Raw genomic sequence first — 22610 nt, forward strand, 5'->3', positions numbered from 1 at the left:
AGCTTGCGCGTTATCAAGGCAGGCGGCCGCAGCCCAGGTAGCGGCCAATGCTCATTCAACGGCAACAGTGACAGCAGGAGAACTACAAGGTGAGTGATAACCAGAGGTATGGCATCGGTCTGGCGCTGGTCCTGATAGCAGGCAGCGTAATGGCCGAGGACTTGCCTCAGCAATCGATCCTGAAGCGCTACGGCGTGACCCCGGACCAGCTCCCGGCCGCTGCGCCGGCCACCGACAAGCAAGTAGAGCCCGAGCCGAGCAGCCGCTTTCATATCGACGCGGAACGGCCTTGGGCGAGCGTGACTCTGGGGGAGGGTAAAAAGCCTGAAACCACCGGCAATATCAGCATCGATAATGCGGCCGCCCGGGAATTCGAGCGTTGCCAGCGGGTGCGTGGAGAGCTGCAGAAGCGTGGGGAACAGCGATACATTTCCTGCGATAACAGCGTGCCGGGGCAGAATTCGGCACCCTGGTCGCCCTGAGGGCGACCAGGTTCGATCGGCTCAGTCCTCCTGGCGGACGGTGGCGACATCGGCCGCCTTGATGCGGATCTTCTTGCCGGCGATGTCTTCGAATTCGTAGAACCCGTCGGCGGTCTTGGCGTTAGGCATGTCCTTGGTCAGGTATTGCGTGCCGTTCTGCAGGGTCACCACGGTCGGCGAGGCGCAGCCGCCCAGTGCCAGGAAGGCTGCAACGGCCAACGGCAGGCCCAGGTATTTGACGTTCATAGACAAACCTCTCTTCATGAATCTCTGTGAGTCCACCCATGATTGGCGGCTCGCGACTATATGGCTATCCGCCCTTGGTGTGATTAACCGCAAGAAAGTTCTGCGGCCCCGTAAAAAAACCTGTAACGCCACTTATCCAATAGTGTTTGCCAGGGCAGGTCGGCAGCTGTTATCTGTATGCATAACCAGTATCCACCTCTTTGCGGCGCGCTTGTCCTGTGACTTCCAACCCTCTGGAAAACCCTCTTTATTACCTGCACAACTTCCAGCAGGTGCTGGCCTGGCTCGAGCTGCGCTACGCCGATGTGCTGTCACCTGAAGAGCTTAGCTTCATTGCCGATTTCTCGGCGTTGGCCCAGCCATCCCAGGCCCTGCTGGTGCGCATGATCATGCGCAAGGGCTGTCATTTTCGCATGTCCCGGCTGGTCTATGAAGAAATCGGTGATACCCGCGCGGCCGTCGCGCCGCTGGTGCGCCTGGGTTGGGTCGACGAACACGCGCCGCTGACCCTGGAAGAGCTGTTCAACCTGTTGCAGAAGGCGGAAATCCTCCACGGCTTTCGCCCGGTGATCGAACAGCCGAAGGCCCGCAAGTCCGACTGGCTGGCGGCGCTGGCGCCGCTGTTCGACGAGCCACGGAGCCTGGACCAATGGTGCCCGGGGCTGGAAGACGGGGTGTGCAGCCTGACGGTCATGGCGCTGTGCGACCGCTTGCGCCTGATGTTCTTCGGCAACCTGTACCAGGACTGGTCGGAGTTCGTGCTGGCCGACCTGGGCATCTTCACCTACGAGAAGGTCGAGTTCCGCGACGACGCCCGGGCCCTGCGCAGCCGCGCCGATGTCGAGGGTTTTGTGTACCTGGAGGACTGTCGGCAGCGCTTCGAAAGCGGTGAAGCGCTGGATGAGGTGCTGGCGAGCATCCAGGCGTTCGCCAGTGACAACCCCTGGCTGCAGCGGCGCCGGGCCAAGCTGCTGTTCCTGCTGGGGCAGCACTGTGAGCGGCTCGCGCAATGGCCGCTGGCGGCCGCCATCTACCAGGCCTGCGCTTATCCCGGGGCGAGAGCGCGGCTGATCCGCGTCTTCGAGCGCAGCGGCGATTACCCGCAGGCGCTGGCCCTGGCCGAGGCGGCGGCACTGGCCCCGTACAACGCGGCCGAGCAGCAGCAACTGCTGCGCCTGCTGCCCAGGCTGCGGCGCAAACTCGGCGGCCCGGCCACGCCGCGTGGCGGCACCCGGCCGACACTGCGCCTGGACCTCAGCCTGCCGCGGGTCGATCCAGAGCTGTCGGTGGAATTCCATGTGCAGGCCCATCTCCACGAGGAGCAGGCGCCGGTGCACTACGTGGAGAACAGCCTGATCAATTCGCTGTTCGGGCTGCTCTGCTGGCCGGCGATCTTCGCGCCGCTGCCCGGGGCGTTCTTCCATCCGTTCCAGCGCGGCCCGGCGGACCTGTTGAGCGAGGACTTCCACAGCCGGCGCACCGAGCTGTTCCAGGCCTGCCTGGCGGAGCTGGATGACGGGCGTTATGTGCAGACCATCCGCCAGCGTTACCTCGACAAGTGGGGCGTGCAATCGCCCTTCGTGTTCTGGGGCGCCCTCAGCGAAGAGCTGCTGGAGCAGGCCCTGGCCTGCCTGCCGGCCGAGCACCTCAAGCACTGGTTCGACCGCCTGCTGCAGGACATCAAGGCCAACCGCGCCGGCATGCCGGACCTGATCCAGTTCTGGCCACAGCAGAAAACCTACCGGATGATCGAGGTCAAGGGCCCTGGCGACCGCCTGCAGGACAACCAGCTGCGCTGGCTGGAGTTCTGCCAGCAGCACCAGATGCCGGTGGCGGTCTGCTACGTGCAATGGGCGGAGCAGGGCGCGTGAACTACCGCATCGCGGTACGGGCGCTGTGCGAATTCACCGCCAAGGTCGGCGACCTCGACCTGCGCTTCACCCCGTCGCCCACCGCGCTGGAAGGCATCCAGGGCCACCGCACGGTGGCGGCGCGGCGCAGCGCGAACTATCGGAGCGAAGTGTCCCTCGAAGGCAGCTTCGGCGCGTTGACCGTCAAGGGCAGGGCGGACGGCTACGACCCGGACGCCAACCTGCTGGAAGAGATCAAGACCTACCGCGGCGACCTGGAGCGCATGCCGGCCAACCATCGCCAGCTGCATTGGGCCCAGGCGAAGATCTATGGCTGGTTGCTGTGCCAGCAGTTGCAACTGAGCAGCATCCGTCTGGCCTTGGTGTACTTCGACATCCTCAGCGAGCGCGAGACGTCGCTGGTGGAAGAGCACGGGGCCGAGGCCCTGGAGCAGTTCTTCAACCAGCAATGCAGCCTGTTCCTGCGATGGGCCGAACAGGAACTGGCCCACCGGCACGCCCGCGACCAGGCCATGGCGGCGTTGAGTTTCCCCCATCCCGACTTCCGTCCGGGGCAGCGCAGCCTGGCCGAGTCGGTGTACAAGGCGGTGAGCACCGGGCGCTGCCTGATGGCCCAGGCACCGACCGGGATCGGCAAGACCCTGGGCACGGTGTTTCCCATGCTCAAGGCGATGCCGGGGCAGCAACTGGACAAGCTGTTCTTCCTCACCGCCAAGACCCCGGGACGCAAACTGGCGCTGGATGCCGCCGAGGTGCTGTTCGAGCGCCGCCCCGGGCTGCCGTTGCGAGTGCTGGAACTGGTGGCCCGGGACAAGGCCTGCGAGCACCCGGAACTGGCCTGTCATGGCGAGTCCTGCCCGTTGGCCAAGGGTTTCTACGACCGTCTGCCGGCGGCGCGGCAGGCGGCGAGCCAGGTGTCGCTGCTGGACCAGCAGGCGGTGCGCGAGATCGCCCTGGAGCATGGGCTGTGCCCGTATTACCTGAGCCAGGAAATGGCCCGCTGGAGCGATCTGCTGGTGGCGGACTACAACTACTACTTCGATTTCAGCGCCTTGCTGTTCGGCCTGGCGCAGGCCAACCAATGGAAGGTCGCCGCGCTGGTGGACGAAGCGCATAACCTGGTGGAGCGCGGGCGCTCGATGTACAGCGCCAGCCTCGACCAGTACCAGTTGAACGCTGTGCGCCAGGTCGCCCCGGAAGCGCTGAAGAAGCCGCTGCAACGACTCAACCGCGAATGGAATGCCTTGCACAAGGAGCAGTCGCGGCCGTACCAGGCCTATGACCAGGCGCCGGCCCCGTTGCTCAAGGCGCTGTCGCTGTGTATCTCGGCGATCGGCGATTACCTCAACGACCATCCGCAAGGGCTGGACAGTCGGTTGCAGGGCTTCTATTTCGACGCCCTGCAATTCGCCCGGGTGGCGGAACTGTTCGACGAGCAGTTCCTGTTCGATATCAGCAAGCGCGAACTCAATGCCCGCCGCAGCCTGTCCGAGTTGTGCCTGCGCAACGTGGTGCCGGCGGGCTTCCTGGCGCCGCGGTTGAGTGCGGCGCGCAGTACGGTGCTGTTCTCGGCGACGCTCAATCCCTGGCATTACTACCGCGACCTGCTGGGGCTGCCGGAGACCACGGTGTGGGTGGATGTCGAGTCGCCGTTCAGTGCCGCGCAGCTGGACGTGCACATCGTCAGCCGGATCTCCACCCGTTTTGCCCATCGCCAGGCGTCCCTGGCGCCCATCGTCGAGCTGATCGCCAGCCAGTTCCGCCGGCGCCCCGGCAATTACCTGGCGTTCTTCAGCAGCTTCGATTACTTGCAACAGGTGGCCAGCCTGCTGGCCGAACAGCACCCGGATATTCCTCTGTGGCAGCAGTCCCGCGGGATGGATGAAGGGCAACGCCAGGCGTTTCTCGAGCGCTTCGACGCCGATGGCCAGGGAGTGGGTTTCGCCGTGCTGGGCGGGGCGTTCGGCGAGGGCATCGACCTGCCGGGTTCGCGCTTGATCGGCGCCTTTATCGCCACCCTCGGCCTGGCCCAGTTGAACCCGGTGAACGAGCAGTTGAAACAGCGCATGGCGGCGATTTTTGGCGCCGGTTACGACTACACCTACCTGTACCCCGGCCTGCAGAAGGTGGTGCAGGCCGCGGGCCGGGTGATTCGCAGCCAGCAGGACCGTGGCGTGGTGATGCTGATCGACGACCGCTTCGCCGAGCCCAGGGTCCGGCAATTGCTGCCGGGCTGGTGGTCGCTCGACGCCCCGGGCGGCGAGGCGCTTCAGGGCGCCGGGTAGGCGGCGTCGCGGATCTCCCGGGTAAAGGCCCCCGACATGCCCTCGAAGGCGGTATTGGTCAGCGCCACCACGGTCAGCCTGGCCTGAGGGTCGACGAACCAACTGTGGCCGTAGGCGCCGCCCCATTGCAGGGTGCCCCTGGATTGCGGGGTGCCGGCCAGGGCCGGATCGTCCAGCACCGCCCAGCCGTAACCGAAGCCCCAGCCCGGCCCCTGGGTCTGGGCCTGGGCGCCGACCTGGTCGGTCATCATCGCCTGCACGCTGCGCGCGGAAAGCAGCGGGCCGCCACCCTGGCGCAAGGTGTCGAGAAAACGCGCCACATCCATGGCGGTACCGGCCATGCCGGCGCCACCGGAGGGGTAGGACCGCGGGTCGAAGATCCGCTGGAGGGAGAACCGCGTGGTGCTTTCGCCAACCCTGATCGCCGCCTCGTCCTGCATCCGGCTCGGCCGCGGACGGTCATCGCGGTACACCGCGCCGAGGCGCGCGGGGTCCTTGACCGAGAACGCGGTGTCGTTCATGTCCAGAGGCTTGGTGAGCAGTTCCTCGGTCAGGGTCGGCAGGCTTTTGCCGCTGGCCTTTTCCAGCACGGCGCCCAGTACGTCGATGGCCATGGAATAGCGCCATTGCGTGCCCGGCGGATAACTCAGGGGCACGCTGGCAATGCGTTTGAGGTTGTCTTCCAGGCTCATGCCCGGCTCGGCCAGGCCATCCGACACCCCCGCCGAGCGATACGCCCCGTGCTCGGCCTCGAGAAAGCCGTAGCTCAGGCCCGCAGTGTGGGTCAGCAACTGCTTGAGGGTGATCGGCGGTTGCGTGCCATCGGCCAGCCTTGGGCGAAAATCCGGCAGCCATTGGCTGACTGTGTCGTCCAACGACAGCGTGCCCTGTTCCACCAGGCGCATGGCGACCGCGGACACCATGGGTTTGGTGATGGACGCCAGGCGCAGAATGGTGTCGCCGGTCATGGGCCGGGCCGCTTCGCGGTCGGCGAAACCGGCGGCGCGCTGGTACACCACCTGGCCGTCGCGCATCATCACCACCACGGTGCCGACGATCCGCTGTTCGTCGATGGCCCGTTCGATGGCTGTGTCCATGCGCCTGCCGAGTTCCTCGTCCGGCGTGGCAGCGCCGGCCAGCGAAGCGCCGAGGGTGGCGGCCAGGGCAAGCAGACCTTTACGGGTTCGATCCATGGGAGGAAGCCTCTATAATCACAGTGTTCGTTATGATTAACCGGCATTTGTTCTAATTTCAATAGTGATCACTGTGATAAATAACCCTGCTGCCGTGGTGCGCCGTCGTGGACGGCCGATTGCCTTTGATCGCGACCAGGTCCTGGCCCTGGCGGCCGAGGTGTTCTGGCGCCTGGGTTATGAAGGCGCCTCGATGCCGGAGTTGTCGGCGGCCATGGGCATCACGGTGCAAAGCCTGTATGCCGCGTTCAGGTCCAAGGCCGAGCTTTACCAGCAGGCGCTGCTGCATTACCAGCGCAGCACCGGCACCTTTGCCGAGCGGGCACTGCGCGAGGAGGCGGACGTGGTGGACGGTTTTCTCCGCCTGCTGCGCGAGGCGGCCCATGAGTACAGCCTGCCGGGCCGGCCGCGGGGCTGCATGATCTCCACCGCGACCCTGACCTGCGCGGTGGAAAACGATGCTATTCGTGAATTTGTCAGTGCCCTGAGGGCCAACACCCTCCAGGCCTTTGAAGCGCATATCGAGCAGGGCATCGCCAGCGGGCAACTGCGCGCCGATACCCAGGCCGTGGCGCTGGCCCGGTATATCGGGGCGATCATTCAAGGCATGTCGGTACAGGCCCAGGATGGCGCGGATTGCGCAGCGTTGCTGGCGATCGGCGAGTTGGCGGGACGGGAAATACAGCGGGCCAGGGCCTGACGGGATGCCCGCCAATAAGCGAGCCTCAGCGGTTGCCGAGGCCTGTGCCGTCCTGTGAGACGCGGATGAACCGGCGCAGGGTTTCACCCGGCCCGGTGCGGAACTCGGTGGGCCTGGGTTGGCCCTCGTCCGCGGCGATGAAGACGAACTCATCGCCTTCGAGTCGATAGCTGGCCGGCAAGTGCTTGCCGGTGTCGGCGCCCATGGAATCGATCCAGGTAATGGACTTCGGCGTGGTCCGGGTATCGAGGGTAAAACTACCCGCGAGCAACAGCTCGCCTTCAAGCGTCACGACACGGAACCCTTGCCCCTGGATCAGGGTAAGGGCGCCTGGGGCGCCATGTTCGTCAGGTGGGTTGCTGACCCCGTTGTCCTCGTACTCCACCTGTTCCCAGGCACCTTGAAGCTGTTGCAGATCGAACTGATCGTCGCCGGTCATCGCCGTTCGGGCCTTCTGTCTTTGCTGGGTGAAAGGGGCGGGGTCAGTTGAAGATGTTGCGACCGATGCAGTACGTCAGCAGGTCCTGGTCGCTCTCGACTTCCAGCTTGCGCATGGCGGAGATTTTCTGTGCGCTGATGGTCTTCGAACTGCGGTTCTGGCTTCGGGCAATGTCACTGACGCTCTTGCCGGAAACGAACAGCCGCAGGATTTCAAACTCCTTGGGCGAGAGCATGGAAATCCGGTCGTCGATGCTTGCATTGGACTCGATGACCGAGCTCGGCGCAGGTTCGATACTCTGATAGGAACCTCTTTCGACGATGGTCTTGAGCGCCACCTGGATTTCATTGTGCAGCTGGCTTTTCTGGATCACCCCGACCACCCCCAGCTCATGCAGGCGTGTAAGGATCAACTGGTTGGAGATCATGGTCAGGATCAGTACCTGCAGGCGTGGGAAGTGGCGCTTGAGGTACTCGACCAGCTTGAGGCCGTCGCCGTAGGGGGAATCCCCGGGCATGTTGTAATCGGTAATGACGATATCGACCGGTTGTTGCTCGAGGATTTCGATCAAGCCCTGTGAGCTGATGGCTTCACCGACTATTTCAAAGTTGCTTTCTCGTTCCATCAACTCGCGAACGCCGAGCAGAACAATCGGGTGATCGTCGGCGATGACTACTTTAAATTTTTCCATGACTAGCCACTCGTAATACGCCGGTTGGTAAGGAGAAAGAATAAGGGATTGCGTTCATCAAATCTTGTCGCGTCTCATTCAAGTGCATTAAGAATATCCGTCAAGCTTTGTATCAGGCTTTTCACCTCAAGGGTCACGGAAGAAGTCGTCGCGCTTTGCAATATCCGGGACTCCAGTTCGGCACAGTTTTTCGCCAGCGTACTCAACTGCACGGCACCCAGCGCGCCGGCGGCGCTGTGCAGCCGCTCGGCGAGCCGCTTGGCATCCTGGGCGTCGAGGGCGTCGGTCACGCTCTGGATATCCTGGCGCATGGTGGTAATGAACAGCGCACGCATTTTCGGAGACAGCTCGATCATGGTGTCGCCGGTCGCGGGGGGAGGCGTTGCATCGATCATCGGTTGCGGTTCCTGGGCAGGCGCGTTCGCGCAGAGATTCGACAGGTAGTGGTGCAGCGTCTGCAGGCTCAAGGGTTTGACCAGCCAGGCATTCATGCCGACAGCCATGCAGCGGGCACCTTCTTCGCGCAGGGCATTGGCCGTGACCCCGACAATCGGAACCTCCCGGTCGCGCTCACGCAGGGCCCGGGTCAGTTCATAACCGTTGAGCAGCGGCATGTTCACATCGGTCAGCACCAGGTCGAACACCTGCGGCTGCCAGAGCTGCAAGGCTTCTTCGCCGTTGGAGGCGGCGGTCACCGTGCAGCCCAGGGCTTCGAGTTGCTCCTTGATGATCGCCTGATTGATCGCGTTGTCCTCGGCCACCAGTATATGCAGGCCGAGCCTGCTGCTCAGGTCGTATTCGGGAGCGGCGGGCGCAATGGTTTTCCCATGCAGGGTCAGGGAGACGGCCCTGGCAATGGCCCGCACATCATGGGCATCCACGCTGCAGCCTGGCTTTGGCTGTGCCGGCGGGTGTTCGCCGCTGGCGCACAGGACCCGGGGGCCGGCCCAGGCGGGCAGGTTGTCGGAGGGCAGGACATCGACCAGCAGGTTGGCCTGGCGCGACTCTTCGACAAAGGCCGGCAATGGCTTGGCGACCACGCCGAGGCGATTCAGCCAGTCACAGGTGCTCTGCGTCAGCTCCACCGCGGGCGCCCGCACATACACCGCCTGGGTGGTCGGCAGGATGTCCGCGCAGCCTTCCAGCGAGCCCGGCATGACCTTCAGCCTCAGCCGCAGGGAGAAGCTGCTGCCCAGGCCGGGCTCGCTGACCACGCGTATCTGGCCGTCCATCATTTCCGTCAACCAGCGGCATATCGCCAGGCCGAGCCCGGCACCGGCCTCGCTGGAAGCGTCGCGTACCTGGTAGAAAGTGTCGAACAGCCGCTCCTGCTGGGCTGGCGAGATGCCGATGCCGGAGTCGGTGACCTGCCATTCCAGGCTGGCCTGGCCCTCCACGGATTCCAGGACCCTGACCCGCAGCACGACACGGCCGGTGTCGGTGAACTTGATGGCATTGCTGAGCAGGTTGTTGAGGATCTGGCGGATCCGTATCGGGTCGCCCTGCAACTGGTCGGGCAACGTTGCATCGACACAGGCGTACAGCAGCAAGCCCTTGTTTTCGGCGAAGACACTGTAGGCATGCAGCGTGTCCTCGATCATCTGCAACGGGCAGAACGCCTGGGACTCGATCGCCATCTGCCCGGATTCGATCTTGGAAATGTCCAGCACATCGCTGATCAATTGGAACAGGGTGCTGGACGAGCGCTGGATGGTTTGCAAGTGTTCGCGCTGCCGCGCATCCAGGCGCGTCAGCCCGAGCAGTTCCAGGGTGCCCAGCACGCCGTAGAGCGGGGTGCGTATTTCGTGGCTCATGGTGGCGAGGAACAGGGTCTTGGCTTCGCTCGCCGCATCGGCGGAGCGTCGCGCCTGTTCCAGCATGGCCGCGCCCTCGATATGGCTGGTCACGTCGTGGAAGGCACAAAGCACGGCATCCTCGCCCTGGTAACGGGTGGGCACGAACCCTACCTGCAGGTGGGTACCGTCAATGTCCAGCCGGGTTTCACCGGCGACGGACAGGTCCTGCCGGTTCTCCAGGGCCATCCGCAGTTTTGTGCTGCCTTGCCACTGCTGGGCTTTGCGGTTTTCCAGCAGGACCTTGAAGTCCGAGCGACGCACCACGCACAGGCCGGTGGGCGCGCTATCGATCACGGCCCGGCTGAAGGCCTCGCTTTCGGCGGTGCGTTGATAAGCCTCATAGACCGGTTTGACGATGCGCGACTGATACCGGCGACTGACCAGCCAGCCACAGCCGATGCCGCCGATCAGCAGGGCCAGCAAGACCGGCAAGGGCCACAGGGTGTAGTTGAAGTAGCTCTTGAAACCGATGGTGTAGAGGGCGGCCCAGGGCCCGGCGGAGTTGCTCGAGACTTTGAAGACCATGCCGTCGCCGGTGATGTTCAGCCCGTCATGCAGCACGTCGCCCGGTTGCAGCGAACCGCTCAGCACCTTGCCGGAGGGGGCGATCAGGGTCACATGGTCATAGGTCGACCACGGCATGAGGCGCTTGATGTCGTTGACCAGGTCCATGCTCAACAGCGAGGCAATGCCGACCGGGTTACCAGCATCCTGGATGCCTGACCCTTGCGGCCCGAGGTGGGCGCTGACATAGGCCAGCAGCCGGACGGGAGCCTCGTTGGCCTGATGCGGGACCAGGGGTTCCCAATCGACCACGCCATCGGCCCGTGCCGAATCGTTCGCCAGCAGCAGCTTGAGTGTTTGCAGGACGAGTGCCTTGTTGGGGGTGTCGTTTTTCCAGAGCGGGTCTCGTGAATGCCCGGCTGCCGGAATGCCGATATTGAAGCTGTCCTCGACATCGAACAGAAAAAACGGCGGTGACTGGTAATGGGAAGTGGACCAGAAGGCGCTGTAGTAATCGGTCAGGTGCTCTCCCAGATCGGATAGCCTGGCCAAGGTGTCAGGTGCGATGTTCTGTTGGTTGACGGACAGGCTGAAGGGCGTGGAAAAGGCGAATTCCTGGCCCAGGTAGTTGTGCAATCCCTCTTCAGGCAAGGCGCTTTTCAGGTACGAACCCGAGTCGCTGGAGCGCAAGGGGACCTGGGTGCCTTGTACGGCGACGCCACGGAGGAAGTCTTCATGTTCGCGGATGTCTTCCATCATCCGCGCAAAGTGCGCCTTGAACCTGTCGTGTTGTTCTTCTAGCAGTTTGTGCGACGACCAGTAACTGATGGCGATCAACAGCAGGGTCAAGCCGAGAAAAATCAACAATCCCTTGTTCAGGCGAGTCGAGTATCGTTTCAGATTCTCGAGAAGCGTGTCCTGGTGGTTCATCACTGGTATCCAAAAAAACATGAAAAAGTCGAAGCCTTGAGGATTTTACCTTTAAACAACGACTTGTCAGTGATGTGGGGCATGTAATCCTGAAGGGTGGGTGTCCTCGGTTCAATAACTGGCGGCTGGACCGTCGTTCACCAGCAGCTGTTGAAACTGTTCGGAGGGGACTGCGCGAGAGATCAGGAACCCCTGCACCTGGCTACAGTCGATCTTGCGCAACAGCGCCAACTCCTCGGCGCTTTCCACGCCTTCGGCGACCACGGTCAGGCCCAGTTGGCGACCCAGGGCAATGATGCTGGTCAGGGCCTTGGTCAGTTCTTCGCTGGCATGGCATCCCTGGACCAGGGCGCGATCGATCTTCAGCTCGGTGAACGGGGTGGAAACCAGGTTCATGTACGAGCTGTAGCCCTTGCCGAAGTCGTCCTGGGACAGGCCGAAGCCCTTGATGCGCAAGCGGCAGGCGCCGGCATAGAAGTTACTGATGTCCTGGGGCACCGAACATTCCATGAGTTCGAAACAGATCTGCCCCGGTACGCCCTGATGTTCCATGACAAAGTCGAACAGGCGGTCCGCCAGGTCGTGGCTGTTGAGCAGATGGGTCGGCAGATTGATCGACACCGGAATGTCGTAGTCATGCTGGCGCCAGCGGGCCTGGGCCTGGATCGCCTGGCGCAGGACCAGCCACAGCAGCTCCTCCTCGAGATCGAAGGACTTGAGGGCGGGCAGGAAGGCGTCGGGGAGCAGCATGCCCTGTGTCGGATGCATCCAGCGGACCAGGGCTTCGGCGGCGACGATGCGGCCGTTGAACAGCGATTTCTTGGGTTGGAACCAGGCCTCGAACTGCTCTTCCTGGATGGCCTGAGCCAGCGCGGCCCGATTGAGCATGGCGGTCGGCAAGGGGCGTGGCGAGCTCGGCTGCGAGATGCTCAGCTGGGTGGTCAGGGTTTGCAGGGCGGCGAGGTTCACCGGTTTCGAAATCAGGCCGATGACTTTCACCCCGAGGTTCTTGGCGACCAGGCTGGCGCTCATCAGCATGCGCCGCGAAGCCGAGCTCATGATCGCCAGCGCCGGCTTGGAGTGCAGGGCCGCCAGTCCCTGGATGAACTGCACGCCATCCATTCCCGGCATCAACAGGTCGGTGAGCACCAGGTCGAACTTGCGCCATTTCAAGCGTTCCAGCGCCTCTTCGCCATCCCTTGCGCCTTCCAGGTAATAGGGGCCCAGCTCACCGAACAGATGCTGCAGGTACATGTGCTGGAAGGGATGGTCTTCAACGATCAATATGCTACAGGGCTTCATTCTTCGCTCTTTCATAGGGCGCTAGGTAATTGAACAGGGCGCGTAATGCAAAAGGTTTGACCAGGCAATGGTTCATTCCGGCCGCCAGACATTGCTCTTCTTCTCCACGCATCGCGTTGGCCGTGGCACCGATGATCGGGACCGTACAGCCACGGCGTCGCAACTCCTTGGCCAGTTCATAGCCATTCATCACGGGCATGTTGACGTCAGTGAGGACCAGGTCGAACCGCTCGGGGTTCCACATCGACAGGGCTTCCTCGCCGTTCGACGCAAGCTCCACGCTGCAGCCCAGCTCTTCGAGCTGATCCCTGAGGATCAACTGGTTGATGACGTTGTCTTCGGCCACCAGCACCTTCAGGTCCAGTTGCTTCAGCGTCCAGTGTTCGTTGTGGTTCTCGGCCTTGGCCACCCACAGCCCCTGGGCCTGGCTGACCGCCTGGTGAATGGAACGCAGGTGGTTCAGGTTCACGTGCCAGCACCCGGTACGAACCTGCGGTTCGTTGTTGCCGGTGCCGGTGGCGAGGATCAGCGGACCGGGCCAGTCCGGTTGCAGGCGTTGTTCCAGTTCGCCGGGGTGGACCTCCACCAGTAGGCAATCGCTGGTCGGGGCGATCTTCGAGGGATGGCACAGCTGCACCCGGGCTCCCCACTGGCGCAGCCAGCCGCCGATGGACTCCGCGAGCTCCCGCACGCTGGACATCACATAGATGGTTTCCGGCAGCAGCTGGGTGGCGGGCAGGGTGACCGGCCCATCGATCGCGGCTTCCAGGGGCAGGGTGAGGGAGAAGCTGCTGCCCAGCCCCAGTTCGCTGACCATGCGCAGGCTGCCGTTCATCAATTGCGTGAGGCGCTGGCAGATAGGCAGGCCCAGGCCGGTGCCCGCCACCACGTTGGTATTGCCGCCGGTTTGATAGAAGGGTTCGAAGATCAGTGGCTGATGATCCTGGGCAATGCCTTTGCCGGTGTCGGAAACCTGCCACAGGATGCTGGAGCGCTCGCCATCGCGGCTCAGCAGGTTGACCCGCAGCACGATGCGCCCCAGGTCGGTGAACTTCACCGCGTTGTTGAGCAGGTTGCTGAGGATCTGCCGGATGCGGGTGACGTCGCCGATCAGGCGCTCGGGGATCTGCGGGTCCACGCAGGAATAGAGCAGCAGGCCCTTGTTCGACGCGGCGGCGGAATAGCCCTGGATCAGCTCGTGGACCAGGTCCAGCGGCGAGAACTCATTCAGCTCCAGGGCCAGTTGCCCGGCTTCGATCTTGGACACGTCCAGCACATCGCAGATCAGCTGCAACAGGGTCGAGGAAGAACACTCGATGGCGCGCAGGTAGTCGCGCTGCTGGGTATCCAGCTGGGTACGCGCGAGCAGCTCCAGGGTGCCCAGCACGCCATACAGCGGGGTGCGTATTTCATGGCTCATGGTGGCGAGGAACAGGGTCTTGGCTTCGTTGGCGGCGTCGGCCATCTGCCGGGCTTCTTCCAGCGCGGCTTCCACCTGCTTGCGCGCACTGATGTCGCTGAAGGCGCAGAACAACACGTCTTCGCCCTTGTAGCGGGTGGGCGCGGAGCTCAGGTAAAGGTGACGCCCGTCGGCGGTCTCGAAGTAGTCGAAGCGGTTCGGTTCGTGGCTCTTGAAGGCTTGCTGGATCCAGCCGGCGCAGAGTATTTCCCGTTCGATGCCGTCGCCCAGCCACTGCTGCGCCAGGGTGTTTTCCAGGACCACCTGGCCATCGGTACGCCGCAGCACGCACAAGGCCACGGGCGCGGTCTGGATCACGTCGCGGCTGAACAGCTCGCTCTCGACCAGGGCCTGGATACGGCTCAGCGCAGGAGTGATGAAGCGGTGCTCGATGCGGCGGGTCAGCAGGCAGATCAGGCTGATGCTGAACAGGCAGAACACCAGCGCGCCGGCCAGCTGGGGCCAGAGCGCGATCAGCAGCGACTGCAGGCTGAAGGAGTAGACCAGTTGCCAGTCGGAGGTCATCAGTTGCTTGCGGATCACCAGGTGATCGGGCCACCAGCGGCTGCCGACGAAACCGAAGAAGTTGTTGCCTTGCAGTTGCTGCAGGGCTTGCCCCAGGCGCCCGGCCGGGGTGTTGGTGAACAGCAGCGCGCCTTCGGAGTTGAACATCATGAACTCGCCGGCGCTCTGGTCGCTGAGGGCCTTGAGCACTTCCCGCCCATCCATTTCCAGGCCCAGCCAGCCGGAGTCATCGGTGCGCTCGTCGAGCCGGGTGAAAATGTACAGCTGCGAAGTCTGCGTGGACGGGTCGGTGAGCCACAGCTCGTTGGTGTCCGGATGCTCTCCATGGTTGAGCGCCTCAAGCTTGGAGAGGATGGTCCTGGGCAGGTTGGGGGAGGTCGGGTTGCTGCTGTAGAGGCGCATGACCCGGGCCTCGGGACCGGGGCTCACATACAGCAGGTTGACCTGCTTGGCCTTGAAGTATTCGCGCATGCGCACGCTTAGCCAGATGCTCCATGGGTCATCGAGGTCGCCCAGTTGCAGGTGCAGTTCTTCGGTGGAGGGCAGGTACACCAGGGCCTGGGCCTGCTTGGAGCGGCGTACCGCGGACAGGCTGAGGCTTTCCAGCAAGGCCTCGCGGCTGGTGAAGAAGGTCTGGGCTTCGGCGATGGCGCTGCTCATGTAGCCGCGGCGCCGGGAAATGTCGTTGCTGAGGGTGGAATTGAGGAAGTTGTAGACGGCTCCGAGGATACCAACCAAAAGAATGAGCGCGAAAAGACGCAGCAACCTGCTAGCGGCTTCAGGACTGGAAAATACGGGACTGATCTGATGAAGGTAGGTCTTTAATCTCATGGACCCACTCTAAATAAACCCTCCTTAATCCGGGATAGGACGATCCTTAAAGTCGCTGGTATTTCGCCGCTTCCAGCCTTGTCGACGACGAAAAGAGCCTGGCACGGGTGCCAGGTTTTTTCGCTGCGGTGCCGCTCGCGACCGGATCAGACCACTGCCAGTCGCTGCTTGCGCAGTGGCGCGGGGAAGGCCTGGTCGATGGCCGCCAGGTCTTCGTCGTGCAAGCGCAACCCGGCCGCCTCGGCGTTCAGCCGGACATGCTCGGGGTGCACCGCCTTGGGAATGGCGATCACACCTTCCTGGCGCAGGACCCAGGCCAGGGAAACCTGGGCCGTGGTCACGCCATGGCGTTCGGCGACCTGCTGCAGCGCGGGGTGGCGCAGCAGCTTGCCGGCCTGGGCGATAGGGCAGTAAGCCATGAGCGGCAAGCGCTGCTGTTGCGCGGCGGGCAGCAGGTCGAATTCGATGCCGCGTTCCTCGATGTTGTACAGCACCTGGTTGGTGGCGCAGGCCGGGCTCGCCAGTTCCTCGAGGTCATCGAGGTCATCGAGGTCGAAATTGGAAACGCCCCAGCGGCCGATCTTGCCGTCTTCGCGCAGGCGTTCGAAGGCTTCCAGCGTTTCTTCAAGAGGGTATTGGCCACGCCAATGCAGCAGGTACAGATCGATATAGTCGGTCCCCAGGCGCCGCAGGCTGCGGTCGCAGGCTTGGGGAATGCCTTTGCGGCTGGCGTTGTGCGGGTACACCTTGCTGACCAGGAACACCCGGTCGCGCTGGCCGGTGATGGCGGCGCCAACCACTTCCTCCGCGCCGCCCTCGGCGTACATCTCGGCGGTATCGATCAGGCTCATGCCCCGTTCGATACCGGCCTGCAATGCGGCAATCTCGGCGTTGCGCTGGTGGCGCTCCTCGCCCATGCGCCAGGTACCCTGGCCAATCACCGGGACGGGCACGCCCGCCAGATCGAGTGTTCGCATGACAATCTCCTGAAAGGGTTGGCAAGGACCCAGAGAAGCAAAGGCGCGGTTGCCGGTCAAGGTAACGAAGTGAGGGAGGCGATCTTTTATATTCATTTAAGGAATAAAATAACTACTATTTATTCCTTTTAATGTCTGAAAACACAGGGCACCTTAGAGGCCTGCACGGCGATGCGCCAGTGCCCACCCCAGACAGGAAGGCCCACCATGACCATCAAGGCAATCAACGTTCGCAATCAGTTCAAGGGCGTCATCAAGGAGATCCATGAAGGCCAGGTGGTCTCGGAAATCGATGTGCAGACCGCCTCGGGCATCGTCACCTCGGTGATCACCACGCGCTCGGTGCGCGACCTGGAATTGAAGGTCGGCAGCGAGGTCATCGCCTTCGTCAAATCCACTGAAGTGTCGATCGCCAAGCTCTGAGGCTTTCGATCCCGACCCTGCACCTCGCTTGCCACGCTCGCCGAACCCTGCCACAGGGGCACCGGCAAGGGTGGCAAGCCGCCTTTCCCGAGAAAAGTCGGGCCTCCTTAGAATGATTATTTCTTTGGGTTATTGGCTGCGCTGATTCGCGCATATCCATCGCAGCGGAAAACACGCTGCGGTCCTGCTCCCGTCCGCGATGAAATCCATCTGGCTGCTCAAGCGGAAAATCCCGCGCGAACGGCTGCGCTGAAGCTGCCCCGGCAGCCGCGATTGCTGTTCGATCGGCATCTTGTGCGGCATTCGCCACTCCCTAGAATCCGCCCCATCAGCTTCGTCCAACTATCGAATCGCTTAGGGAGTTTCACCATGATGAATGCCATGCAGATGCAAATGCCGATGAACGCCAACATGCCGATGATGCCGATGATGGGCATGCCGATGATGATGGCGACCATGAGCTGCGAAATGATGGACGACGGCATGCTGTGCAAGATGATGCCGGCCGCGGGCATGGACATGGCCATGTTCAAGAACAGCGCGCAAATGATGCAGATGATGATGAACTGCGGCATGCCGATGATGATGCATTGCGCCAACATGAGCATGATGTGCATGTCCCAGGCGAGCATGGCCATGCCGATGATGGGCGCCATGATGCCAATGCCGATGATGGGCATGCCGATGCCGTTGATGAAGTGCGTGATGGAATGCACCCTCGAAGCCGATTGCATGATGTGCAAGATCATGCCGATGGCCGGCATGAACATGGACATGATGAAAAGCTGCTGCGCCCTGATGATGAAGATGATGAACGACTGCGGCATGCCCATGATGATGAGCTGCAACGGCATGCCGATGATGTGCTGCACCTGCTGATTCCTCGCAGCGGCACAAAAAAAGCCCGGCCGGGATAATCCCGCCGGGCTTTTTCTATAGAGGGACTATTGGCATTCGTAGCCGCTGGCGCAGCCTGCGATCGGGGCCGCAGGGCCCGCCCTGTCAGCACAGTCCCGGCTGGTTCAGTCCAGGCGTTCCGGATAGGTCACCACCAGGTAGGCCACCGCCTCGCTGTCGGCCGGGTTGCGGTAGCGGTGCGGCTGGTCGGCGTAGAACAGGATCGAGTCGCCGGTGGAGAGCAGGTAGCGTTCCTGGTTGACGCTGATTTCCAGTACGCCCTGGGACACTACCAGGTTTTCCTGGACCCCCGGTCCGTGTCCTTCGGACTGGTCTTCGCCGAGCGGGCTCAGGCGCAGCTCGTAGAATTCCGACTGGCGCGCCACGTCGAAGGGGAACAGGGCGCGGCTGACAAAGGCGCCGTTGGCGCTGACCAGGCGTTTGCTCTGGCTCGATGGCAGCACCGCCACACCTTCGAAGGCGCGGTGTTCGAGAAAGGCCGCGACCGACACCTTCAGGCCCTTGGCGATCTTGCACAGCACCTTGATCGACGGCACGCTGCGCCCGGACTCGATCTGCGCCAGCATCGCCCGGCTGACCCCGCACTGGCGGGCCAGGGCATCCAGGGACAGATGACGCTTGCTGCGCAGGCGTTGCAGGTTCTGCGCGACCCGTTCGCTGATCGGGTCTTCTTCCTGAGTTTCCAGGTGGCTCAGATCAAGGCCGGGTTCGTCGGCGCTCGCCAGAAAGCGCGAGGGTTCCTGGACGCTCACGCGTGGTATGTCCTGGTCGGCTGGGCCGCCTGAATCCACTGGAACGCCTGGTAACCGGCATTGCGCGCGTACAGCTCCCACATGGCCCGGGCCAGTTGCTGGGCCTGCTTGCGTTTGCGGAACTGGGCGAAGTCGATAACGTTGTCAGTCGGTTTCATAAGGCACTTCACTGTCGTGACCAATGGGCGGGATGAGCTGAGAGTACGTGGTTATTTTTATAACCATAAATACTGATTATTTATTTATTAATTCCTTTGTGTTCTTAGCTTTCGAGCCCGTAACAACGCCCGCTCAAATCACATGGGCCTTGTGCAATTCGGTCAGGGCCAACGCCTTGAGGCGGGCCAGCAGCGGGTCGCGACGGTCCCGCGGGTGGCTCAGTTGCACCGCCAGTTCCTGGCGAATACGGCTGGGGCGGTTGTCCATCACCAGCACCCGGTCGCTCAGGTACAGCGCCTCGTCGACATCGTGGGTCACCAGCAGCAGGGCGATGGCGTGACGCTCGGCCAGTTGCAGCAGCAGGTCCTGCAGTTTCATCCGGGTAAAGGCGTCCACCGCGCTGAAGGGCTCGTCGAGCAGCAGCACCTGCGGCCGCGAGTACAGGCCGCGGGCGATCGCCACCCGCTGCGCCATGCCGCCGGATAGCGCCTTGGGCAGAGCCTGGGCAAAACCCGCGAGGCCGACTTCCTCGATCAGTTGCGCGACCCAGGCCCGGTCGTAATGCTTGTCGTCGCTGAAGCCGATGTTCTGTTCCACCGTCAGCCAGGGCATCAGCCGCGGCTCCTGGAAGACAAAGGCCAGGCGTTCGGTATGGCTCAGCAGTTGCCCCTGGAAGTCCTTCTCCAGGCCGGCGACGATCCGCAGCAAGGTGCTTTTGCCGCAGCCGCTGGGGCCCAGCAGGCTGACGGTTTCCCGCGGCTGCAATTGCAGGTGGATATCGTCGAGGACGGTGGTGGTGGCGAAGGTCTTGCGCTCCACGTGGATATCCAGCAGGGCTTGGGTCATGGCTCGATTCTCTGTGCGTTAGTCATGGCTGCCTTGGCCATTGAAGGTGTCGCGCCAGGCCAGGCAGCGTTTTTCCAGGCCGGCGAGAAGGCCGTCGCTGAGCTTGCCGAGCACGGCGAGGACGATGATCGCCGCCAGCACGATGTCCGGCCGCGAGGTTTCCCGGCCGTCGCTGAGCAGATAACCCAGGCCCTTGGTGGCGGCGATCAGTTCGGCGGCCACCAGGAACATCCAGGCCAGGCTCATGCCGCTGCGCAAGCCGGTGAACAGGCCGGGCAGGGCGGCTGGCAGGAGAATCCGCCGCACCAGCCGGCGCCGGCCGAAACCGTACATATGACCGACCTCCACCAGCTTGCGGTCGATATCGCGAATCGCCGCCACGCCATTGAGGTACACCGGGAAGAAGGCGCCGATGGCGATCAGCACCACCTTCGAGGTCTCGTCGATGCCCAGCCACAGCAGGAGCAACGGCACCCAGGCCAGGCTGGGGATCGAACGCAGGCCGGCGAAGGTCGGCTCCAGGTAGGCTTCGGCTTCCCGGCTCAGGCCGACCCAGGCGGCGAATACCAGGGCCAGGCTGGCGCCGATGGCAAAGCCCAGCAGCACCCGCAGCAGGCTGGCGCCGATGTGTTTCCACAGCGCGCCTTGGGCCAGGTCGCCGAGGGTCAGGGCGATCTCGCTGGGGGCCGGCATCTGGTACGACGGCAGCCAGCCGAGGCGCACCACGATCTCCAGCAGCAGGATGATCGCTATCGGCAGGACCAGGCCCTTGAGGCGCAGGCGCCAGCGGACGGGGTTGAAGCGCGGGAGCTTGCCCGGCGCGGACAAGGCCAGGCGGGTCGAGAGGTTGTTGCTGTCGCTGCTCATGGCGATTCTCCGGCAACGCCGAATCCGCGTCAGGCGCGGGCTCGGTTGTCGCCTGGGCGGTAGGTTATTGACGGGCCACGGCCTGCTTGACGCCGGTGTCGAGCAACTGGTCGATCACCTGATCGACGTTCACCCCGCGGCGCACCAGTTCCTCGGAGACCAGGATCGGCGCGGCGGCCTTGGAGGCCAGCACATCCTCGGCACTCAACTGTGGGCTGCCCAGATCGGTGCGCGACAGTTGCAGCCGGGCCACTTCCAGCGGCAGGCCGGATTCGTCCGCCAGCAGTTTGGCCAGTTCGTCCGGGTGCTTGAGCGACCATTCGCGGGCCTGCTCGTAGGCGGCGAGCACGGTGGCGATGGTCTGCGGATGCTCCTTGGCGTACTGCTCGGTGACACTGAGCACACCGTAGCTGTTGAAGGCGCTGTTGCGGTACAGCAGGCGCGAGCCGGCCTGTACTTCGCTGGCGGCCATGTGCGGGTCGAGGCCGGCCCAGGCGTCGACGTCGCCTTTTTCCAGGGCGGTGCGGCCGTCCGGGTGCTGCAGGTGCACCAGTTCCACATCGTCTTTTTTCAGCCCGGCCTGTTGCAGGCTGCGCAGGGTGAACAGGTAGGGATCGGTGCCCTTGGTGGCGGCGATCTTCTTGCCCTTGAGGTCGGCGACTGTCCGGTACGGCGAATCCTTGCGCACCACCAGGGCGGTCCATTCGGCGCGGCTGTAGACGTACACCGACTTGATCGGGCTGCCGTTGGCCCGGCTCAGCACCGCCGCCAGGCTGGCGGAGGAGGCGAAGTCGACGCCGCCGCTGTTGAGGTATTCCAGGGAGCGGTTGCTGCCTTGGCTGAGGACCCAGCCGACCTTGGTCTGGGGCAGGGCCTTTTCGAGAAAGCCGAGGTGCTTGAGCACCAGGCTGACCGGCGAGTAATAGGCGTAGTCCAGGTGCACTTCGGCCGGCGGGCTTTCCGCGGCCTGGGCCAGGGGTTGCAGGCTAAGCGCCAGGGCGCAGGCGCCGAGCAGGTACCTGGCGCGGGCCAGGGGGAAGCGGAAGACGGGTTTCATGGAGCGGCTCCGGACAAGGCGGCGAGAGGGCAATGTTGTTATTTCCGTCTCTTATTTCAAAAGTAACGGAAGGCAGGGATGAATCCTGCCGGAAAGGAATATTGCAGGCTCTGTGCCATAGACCGGGGAAGGGCGGTTTCCAGGCGTTGCCAGGAGAAAGAAGCTTCAGGCGATGTTGCCTGGCCAACAGCCTGTTGCCTTGCTGTTTCTCTATCAACAGCTACGGGTTACGGATGCAGAAGCGGCTATGAGCTTATGCGTTAACAGAATTTCAAAACCGGATTCTAAGAGCGTTATGTTCTAGAGAATCCGCTTTTCCAATCATCCAGGAATTTCCCATGACGTTCTCCCGACGCCTGCGCCGTCTGCTCCTCAGCACCCTGTTCGCGGCGCCCCTGGCCCAGGCCGCCGAGCCGCTGGTCCTGCATGTCGGCGATCAGAACTACTACAACGTGCGAGCCTCGGTGGAGGCCTCGGGTGTACTCGAAGGCGCGTCCTACAAGGTCGACTGGAAACACTTCCAGGCCGCCGCACCGCTGGCCGAAGCGCTGAATACCGGCGCCCTGGACCTGGGTTTCCTCGGCGATTCGGGCTTTCTGTTCCTCGCCGCGAAACAGGCGCCGGTGAAGCTGATCGGCGTCTCGCGACAGAACCCGGACACCATCGCCTTGCTGGTGCCCAAGGACTCGCCGGTGCAGACCATCGCCGACCTAAAGGGCAAGAAGGTCGCCTACTGGCCCGGCGCCTGGAGCCAGCAACTGACCCTGCGCGCCCTGGAGCAGGCCGGCCTGCCGGAGGACCATGTCGAGTTCATCAAGCTGATGCCGATCGATGCCGCCGCGGCCTTGCCCCAGGGCAGCATCGACGCCTTCCCGGTGTGGGAACCCTATATCTCGCAACAGATCCTGTTCTCCGGCGCGCGGCCGATCCTCACCGCGAAGAACCTGATGCCCGGCCTCAGCGCCATCGCCGCCTCGACCCCGGCCATCGACAGCAAGCGCGCCGCCATCGCCGACTTCCTCGGCCGCCTGAAACAGGCCCGCGCCTGGGTCGACAGCCACACCGACCAGTACGCCGACCTGTGGGCGAAAAAGGCCAACCTCGACCCGAACGTCTCCCGCCATTGGTTGCGCCAGGCGCACATGAGCGTCGGCCCGGTGGACCCGCAGGCCGCCGCCGACCTGCAAAGCACCGCGGACTTCCTGTTCAAGGTCAAGGCGCTGCCGGCGCCCTTGGCCACCGCGACTGTTGTCGATACCTCCTTTACCCAGGCGCTGAACCCGTAAGCGAACGCTGA

At 63.3% G+C, this 22610-nt stretch carries 21 protein-coding genes; 7 read left to right on the forward strand and 14 right to left on the reverse strand.

What is annotated here, in order from left to right; genetic code table 11:
* Positions 1-89: 89 nt before the first annotated feature.
* Positions 90-482 carry a hypothetical protein gene (locus tag NRG23_RS01660; protein ID WP_016705125.1) on the forward strand — a complete coding sequence of 131 codons (393 nt, stop codon included), beginning with the start codon at positions 90-92 and terminating at the stop codon, positions 480-482.
* A 21-nt stretch (positions 483-503) separates the two neighbouring features.
* Here the strand turns inward: NRG23_RS01660 and NRG23_RS01665 are convergent, their stop codons facing one another.
* Complete coding sequence (locus NRG23_RS01665; protein ID WP_007922767.1) at positions 504-728, reverse strand: YgdI/YgdR family lipoprotein; 225 nt, start codon at positions 726-728, stop codon at positions 504-506.
* 218 nt (positions 729-946) lie between these two features.
* On the opposite strand from NRG23_RS01665, the gene NRG23_RS01670 reads away from it, so the two are divergent.
* Both NRG23_RS01670 and NRG23_RS01675 read left to right on the forward strand, forming a co-directional pair.
* Positions 947-2599, forward strand: coding sequence for a VRR-NUC domain-containing protein (locus NRG23_RS01670; RefSeq protein WP_257373557.1), 1653 nt, complete (start codon positions 947-949; stop codon positions 2597-2599).
* A complete protein-coding gene (locus tag NRG23_RS01675; RefSeq protein WP_257373558.1) occupies positions 2596-4884 on the forward strand; it encodes an ATP-dependent DNA helicase in 2289 nt (762 codons plus the stop codon). Before NRG23_RS01670 ends, NRG23_RS01675 begins: the two co-directional genes overlap by 4 nt.
* Here the strand turns inward: NRG23_RS01675 and NRG23_RS01680 are convergent.
* Positions 4869-6077: a serine hydrolase gene (locus NRG23_RS01680; protein WP_257373559.1), complete on the reverse strand. Its 1209-nt coding sequence runs from the start codon at positions 6075-6077 to the stop codon at positions 4869-4871. The two genes, NRG23_RS01675 and NRG23_RS01680, sit on opposite strands and share 16 nt — an antisense overlap.
* 73 nt (positions 6078-6150) lie before the next feature.
* Between NRG23_RS01680 and NRG23_RS01685 the strand changes: the two genes are divergently transcribed.
* Positions 6151-6777, forward strand: a complete 627-nt coding sequence (locus NRG23_RS01685) for a TetR/AcrR family transcriptional regulator (RefSeq protein ID WP_257373560.1) — start codon at positions 6151-6153, stop codon at positions 6775-6777.
* Positions 6778-6802: 25 nt separating this feature from the next.
* Here NRG23_RS01685 and NRG23_RS01690 read toward each other — a convergent pair whose 3' ends face one another.
* The 6 genes from NRG23_RS01690 to NRG23_RS01715 form a co-directional block, all read right to left on the reverse strand.
* On the reverse strand, positions 6803-7216 hold the full coding sequence (locus NRG23_RS01690) for a TIGR03067 domain-containing protein (protein WP_053269153.1): 414 nt from the start codon (positions 7214-7216) through the stop codon (positions 6803-6805).
* Between the two features lie 43 nt (positions 7217-7259).
* Positions 7260-7907, reverse strand: coding sequence for a response regulator (locus tag NRG23_RS01695; protein WP_009049205.1), 648 nt, complete (start codon positions 7905-7907; stop codon positions 7260-7262).
* Between the two features lie 74 nt (positions 7908-7981).
* Complete coding sequence (locus tag NRG23_RS01700; protein WP_257373561.1) at positions 7982-11197, reverse strand: hybrid sensor histidine kinase/response regulator; 3216 nt, start codon at positions 11195-11197, stop codon at positions 7982-7984.
* Between the two features lie 111 nt (positions 11198-11308).
* Positions 11309-12499, reverse strand: a complete 1191-nt coding sequence (locus NRG23_RS01705) for an EAL domain-containing protein (RefSeq protein WP_009049203.1) — start codon at positions 12497-12499, stop codon at positions 11309-11311.
* Entirely contained in the window at positions 12486-15314 is a 2829-nt protein-coding gene (locus NRG23_RS01710) for a response regulator (protein ID WP_009049202.1), read from the reverse strand. The genes NRG23_RS01705 and NRG23_RS01710 overlap by 14 nt, the downstream gene beginning before the upstream one ends.
* Positions 15315-15460: 146 nt before the next feature.
* Positions 15461-16291, reverse strand: coding sequence for an aldo/keto reductase (locus tag NRG23_RS01715; RefSeq protein WP_257373562.1), 831 nt, complete (start codon positions 16289-16291; stop codon positions 15461-15463).
* A 207-nt stretch (positions 16292-16498) separates the two neighbouring features.
* Between NRG23_RS01715 and NRG23_RS01720 the strand changes: the two genes are divergently transcribed.
* Positions 16499-16714 carry a molybdopterin-binding protein gene (locus tag NRG23_RS01720; protein WP_009049200.1) on the forward strand — a complete coding sequence of 72 codons (216 nt, stop codon included), beginning with the start codon at positions 16499-16501 and terminating at the stop codon, positions 16712-16714.
* 129 nt (positions 16715-16843) lie between these two features.
* Here the strand turns inward: NRG23_RS01720 and NRG23_RS01725 are convergent, their stop codons facing one another.
* On the reverse strand, positions 16844-17017 hold the full coding sequence (locus NRG23_RS01725; protein ID WP_016705134.1) for a hypothetical protein: 174 nt from the start codon (positions 17015-17017) through the stop codon (positions 16844-16846).
* 66 nt (positions 17018-17083) lie between these two features.
* Between NRG23_RS01725 and NRG23_RS01730 the strand changes: the two genes are divergently transcribed.
* Positions 17084-17593 carry a hypothetical protein gene (locus tag NRG23_RS01730; RefSeq protein WP_257373563.1) on the forward strand — a complete coding sequence of 170 codons (510 nt, stop codon included), beginning with the start codon at positions 17084-17086 and terminating at the stop codon, positions 17591-17593.
* 143 nt (positions 17594-17736) lie between these two features.
* Here NRG23_RS01730 and NRG23_RS01735 read toward each other — a convergent pair whose 3' ends face one another.
* The 5 genes from NRG23_RS01735 to NRG23_RS01755 all read right to left on the reverse strand — a co-directional run bounded on the left by NRG23_RS01735 (position 17737) and on the right by NRG23_RS01755 (position 21313).
* Entirely contained in the window at positions 17737-18327 is a 591-nt protein-coding gene (locus NRG23_RS01735; protein WP_371356831.1) for a helix-turn-helix domain-containing protein, read from the reverse strand.
* Between the two features lie 53 nt (positions 18328-18380).
* Complete coding sequence (locus NRG23_RS01740) at positions 18381-18542, reverse strand: hypothetical protein (protein ID WP_009049197.1); 162 nt, start codon at positions 18540-18542, stop codon at positions 18381-18383.
* 133 nt (positions 18543-18675) lie between these two features.
* Positions 18676-19389, reverse strand: a complete 714-nt coding sequence (locus NRG23_RS01745) for an ABC transporter ATP-binding protein (protein ID WP_016705137.1) — start codon at positions 19387-19389, stop codon at positions 18676-18678.
* An 18-nt stretch (positions 19390-19407) separates the two neighbouring features.
* Positions 19408-20256, reverse strand: a complete 849-nt coding sequence (locus NRG23_RS01750; RefSeq protein ID WP_257373564.1) for an ABC transporter permease — start codon at positions 20254-20256, stop codon at positions 19408-19410.
* 64 nt (positions 20257-20320) lie between these two features.
* Positions 20321-21313: an aliphatic sulfonate ABC transporter substrate-binding protein gene (locus NRG23_RS01755; RefSeq protein ID WP_257373565.1), complete on the reverse strand. Its 993-nt coding sequence runs from the start codon at positions 21311-21313 to the stop codon at positions 20321-20323.
* A 338-nt stretch (positions 21314-21651) separates the two neighbouring features.
* Here NRG23_RS01755 and NRG23_RS01760 point away from each other — a divergent pair, with 338 nt between their 5' ends.
* Positions 21652-22599, forward strand: coding sequence for an ABC transporter substrate-binding protein (locus NRG23_RS01760; protein WP_257373566.1), 948 nt, complete (start codon positions 21652-21654; stop codon positions 22597-22599).
* Positions 22600-22610: the final 11 nt, after the last annotated feature.

Origin of the sequence: Pseudomonas sp. T8 (genome assembly GCF_024610635.1) — a bacterium.
In the GTDB taxonomy this organism is placed as follows: domain Bacteria; phylum Pseudomonadota; class Gammaproteobacteria; order Pseudomonadales; family Pseudomonadaceae; genus Aquipseudomonas; species Aquipseudomonas chlororaphis_I.

Excerpts from the sequence above, each read along its gene's own strand:
- NRG23_RS01705 (WP_009049203.1), bottom strand. The coding sequence starts at position 12,499 with ATGAAGCCCTGTAGCATATTGATCGTTGAAGACCATCCCTTCCAGCAC.
- NRG23_RS01690 (WP_053269153.1), bottom strand. The coding sequence starts at position 7,216 with ATGACCGGCGACGATCAGTTCGATCTGCAACAGCTTCAAGGTGCCTGG.
- NRG23_RS01710 (WP_009049202.1), bottom strand. The coding sequence starts at position 15,314 with ATGAGATTAAAGACCTACCTTCATCAGATCAGTCCCGTATTTTCCAGT.
- NRG23_RS01725 (WP_016705134.1), bottom strand. The coding sequence starts at position 17,017 with ATGCCGCACAAGATGCCGATCGAACAGCAATCGCGGCTGCCGGGGCAG.
- NRG23_RS01720 (WP_009049200.1), top strand. The coding sequence starts at position 16,499 with ATGACCATCAAGGCAATCAACGTTCGCAATCAGTTCAAGGGCGTCATC.
- NRG23_RS01680 (WP_257373559.1), bottom strand. The coding sequence starts at position 6,077 with ATGGATCGAACCCGTAAAGGTCTGCTTGCCCTGGCCGCCACCCTCGGC.
- NRG23_RS01695 (WP_009049205.1), bottom strand. The coding sequence starts at position 7,907 with ATGGAAAAATTTAAAGTAGTCATCGCCGACGATCACCCGATTGTTCTG.
- NRG23_RS01750 (WP_257373564.1), bottom strand. The coding sequence starts at position 20,256 with ATGAGCAGCGACAGCAACAACCTCTCGACCCGCCTGGCCTTGTCCGCG.
- NRG23_RS01700 (WP_257373561.1), bottom strand. The coding sequence starts at position 11,197 with ATGAACCACCAGGACACGCTTCTCGAGAATCTGAAACGATACTCGACT.
- NRG23_RS01760 (WP_257373566.1), top strand. The coding sequence starts at position 21,652 with ATGACGTTCTCCCGACGCCTGCGCCGTCTGCTCCTCAGCACCCTGTTC.
- NRG23_RS01665 (WP_007922767.1), bottom strand. The coding sequence starts at position 728 with ATGAACGTCAAATACCTGGGCCTGCCGTTGGCCGTTGCAGCCTTCCTG.
- NRG23_RS01730 (WP_257373563.1), top strand. The coding sequence starts at position 17,084 with ATGATGAATGCCATGCAGATGCAAATGCCGATGAACGCCAACATGCCG.
- NRG23_RS01715 (WP_257373562.1), bottom strand. The coding sequence starts at position 16,291 with ATGCGAACACTCGATCTGGCGGGCGTGCCCGTCCCGGTGATTGGCCAG.
- NRG23_RS01740 (WP_009049197.1), bottom strand. The coding sequence starts at position 18,542 with ATGAAACCGACTGACAACGTTATCGACTTCGCCCAGTTCCGCAAACGC.
- NRG23_RS01755 (WP_257373565.1), bottom strand. The coding sequence starts at position 21,313 with ATGAAACCCGTCTTCCGCTTCCCCCTGGCCCGCGCCAGGTACCTGCTC.
- NRG23_RS01745 (WP_016705137.1), bottom strand. The coding sequence starts at position 19,389 with ATGACCCAAGCCCTGCTGGATATCCACGTGGAGCGCAAGACCTTCGCC.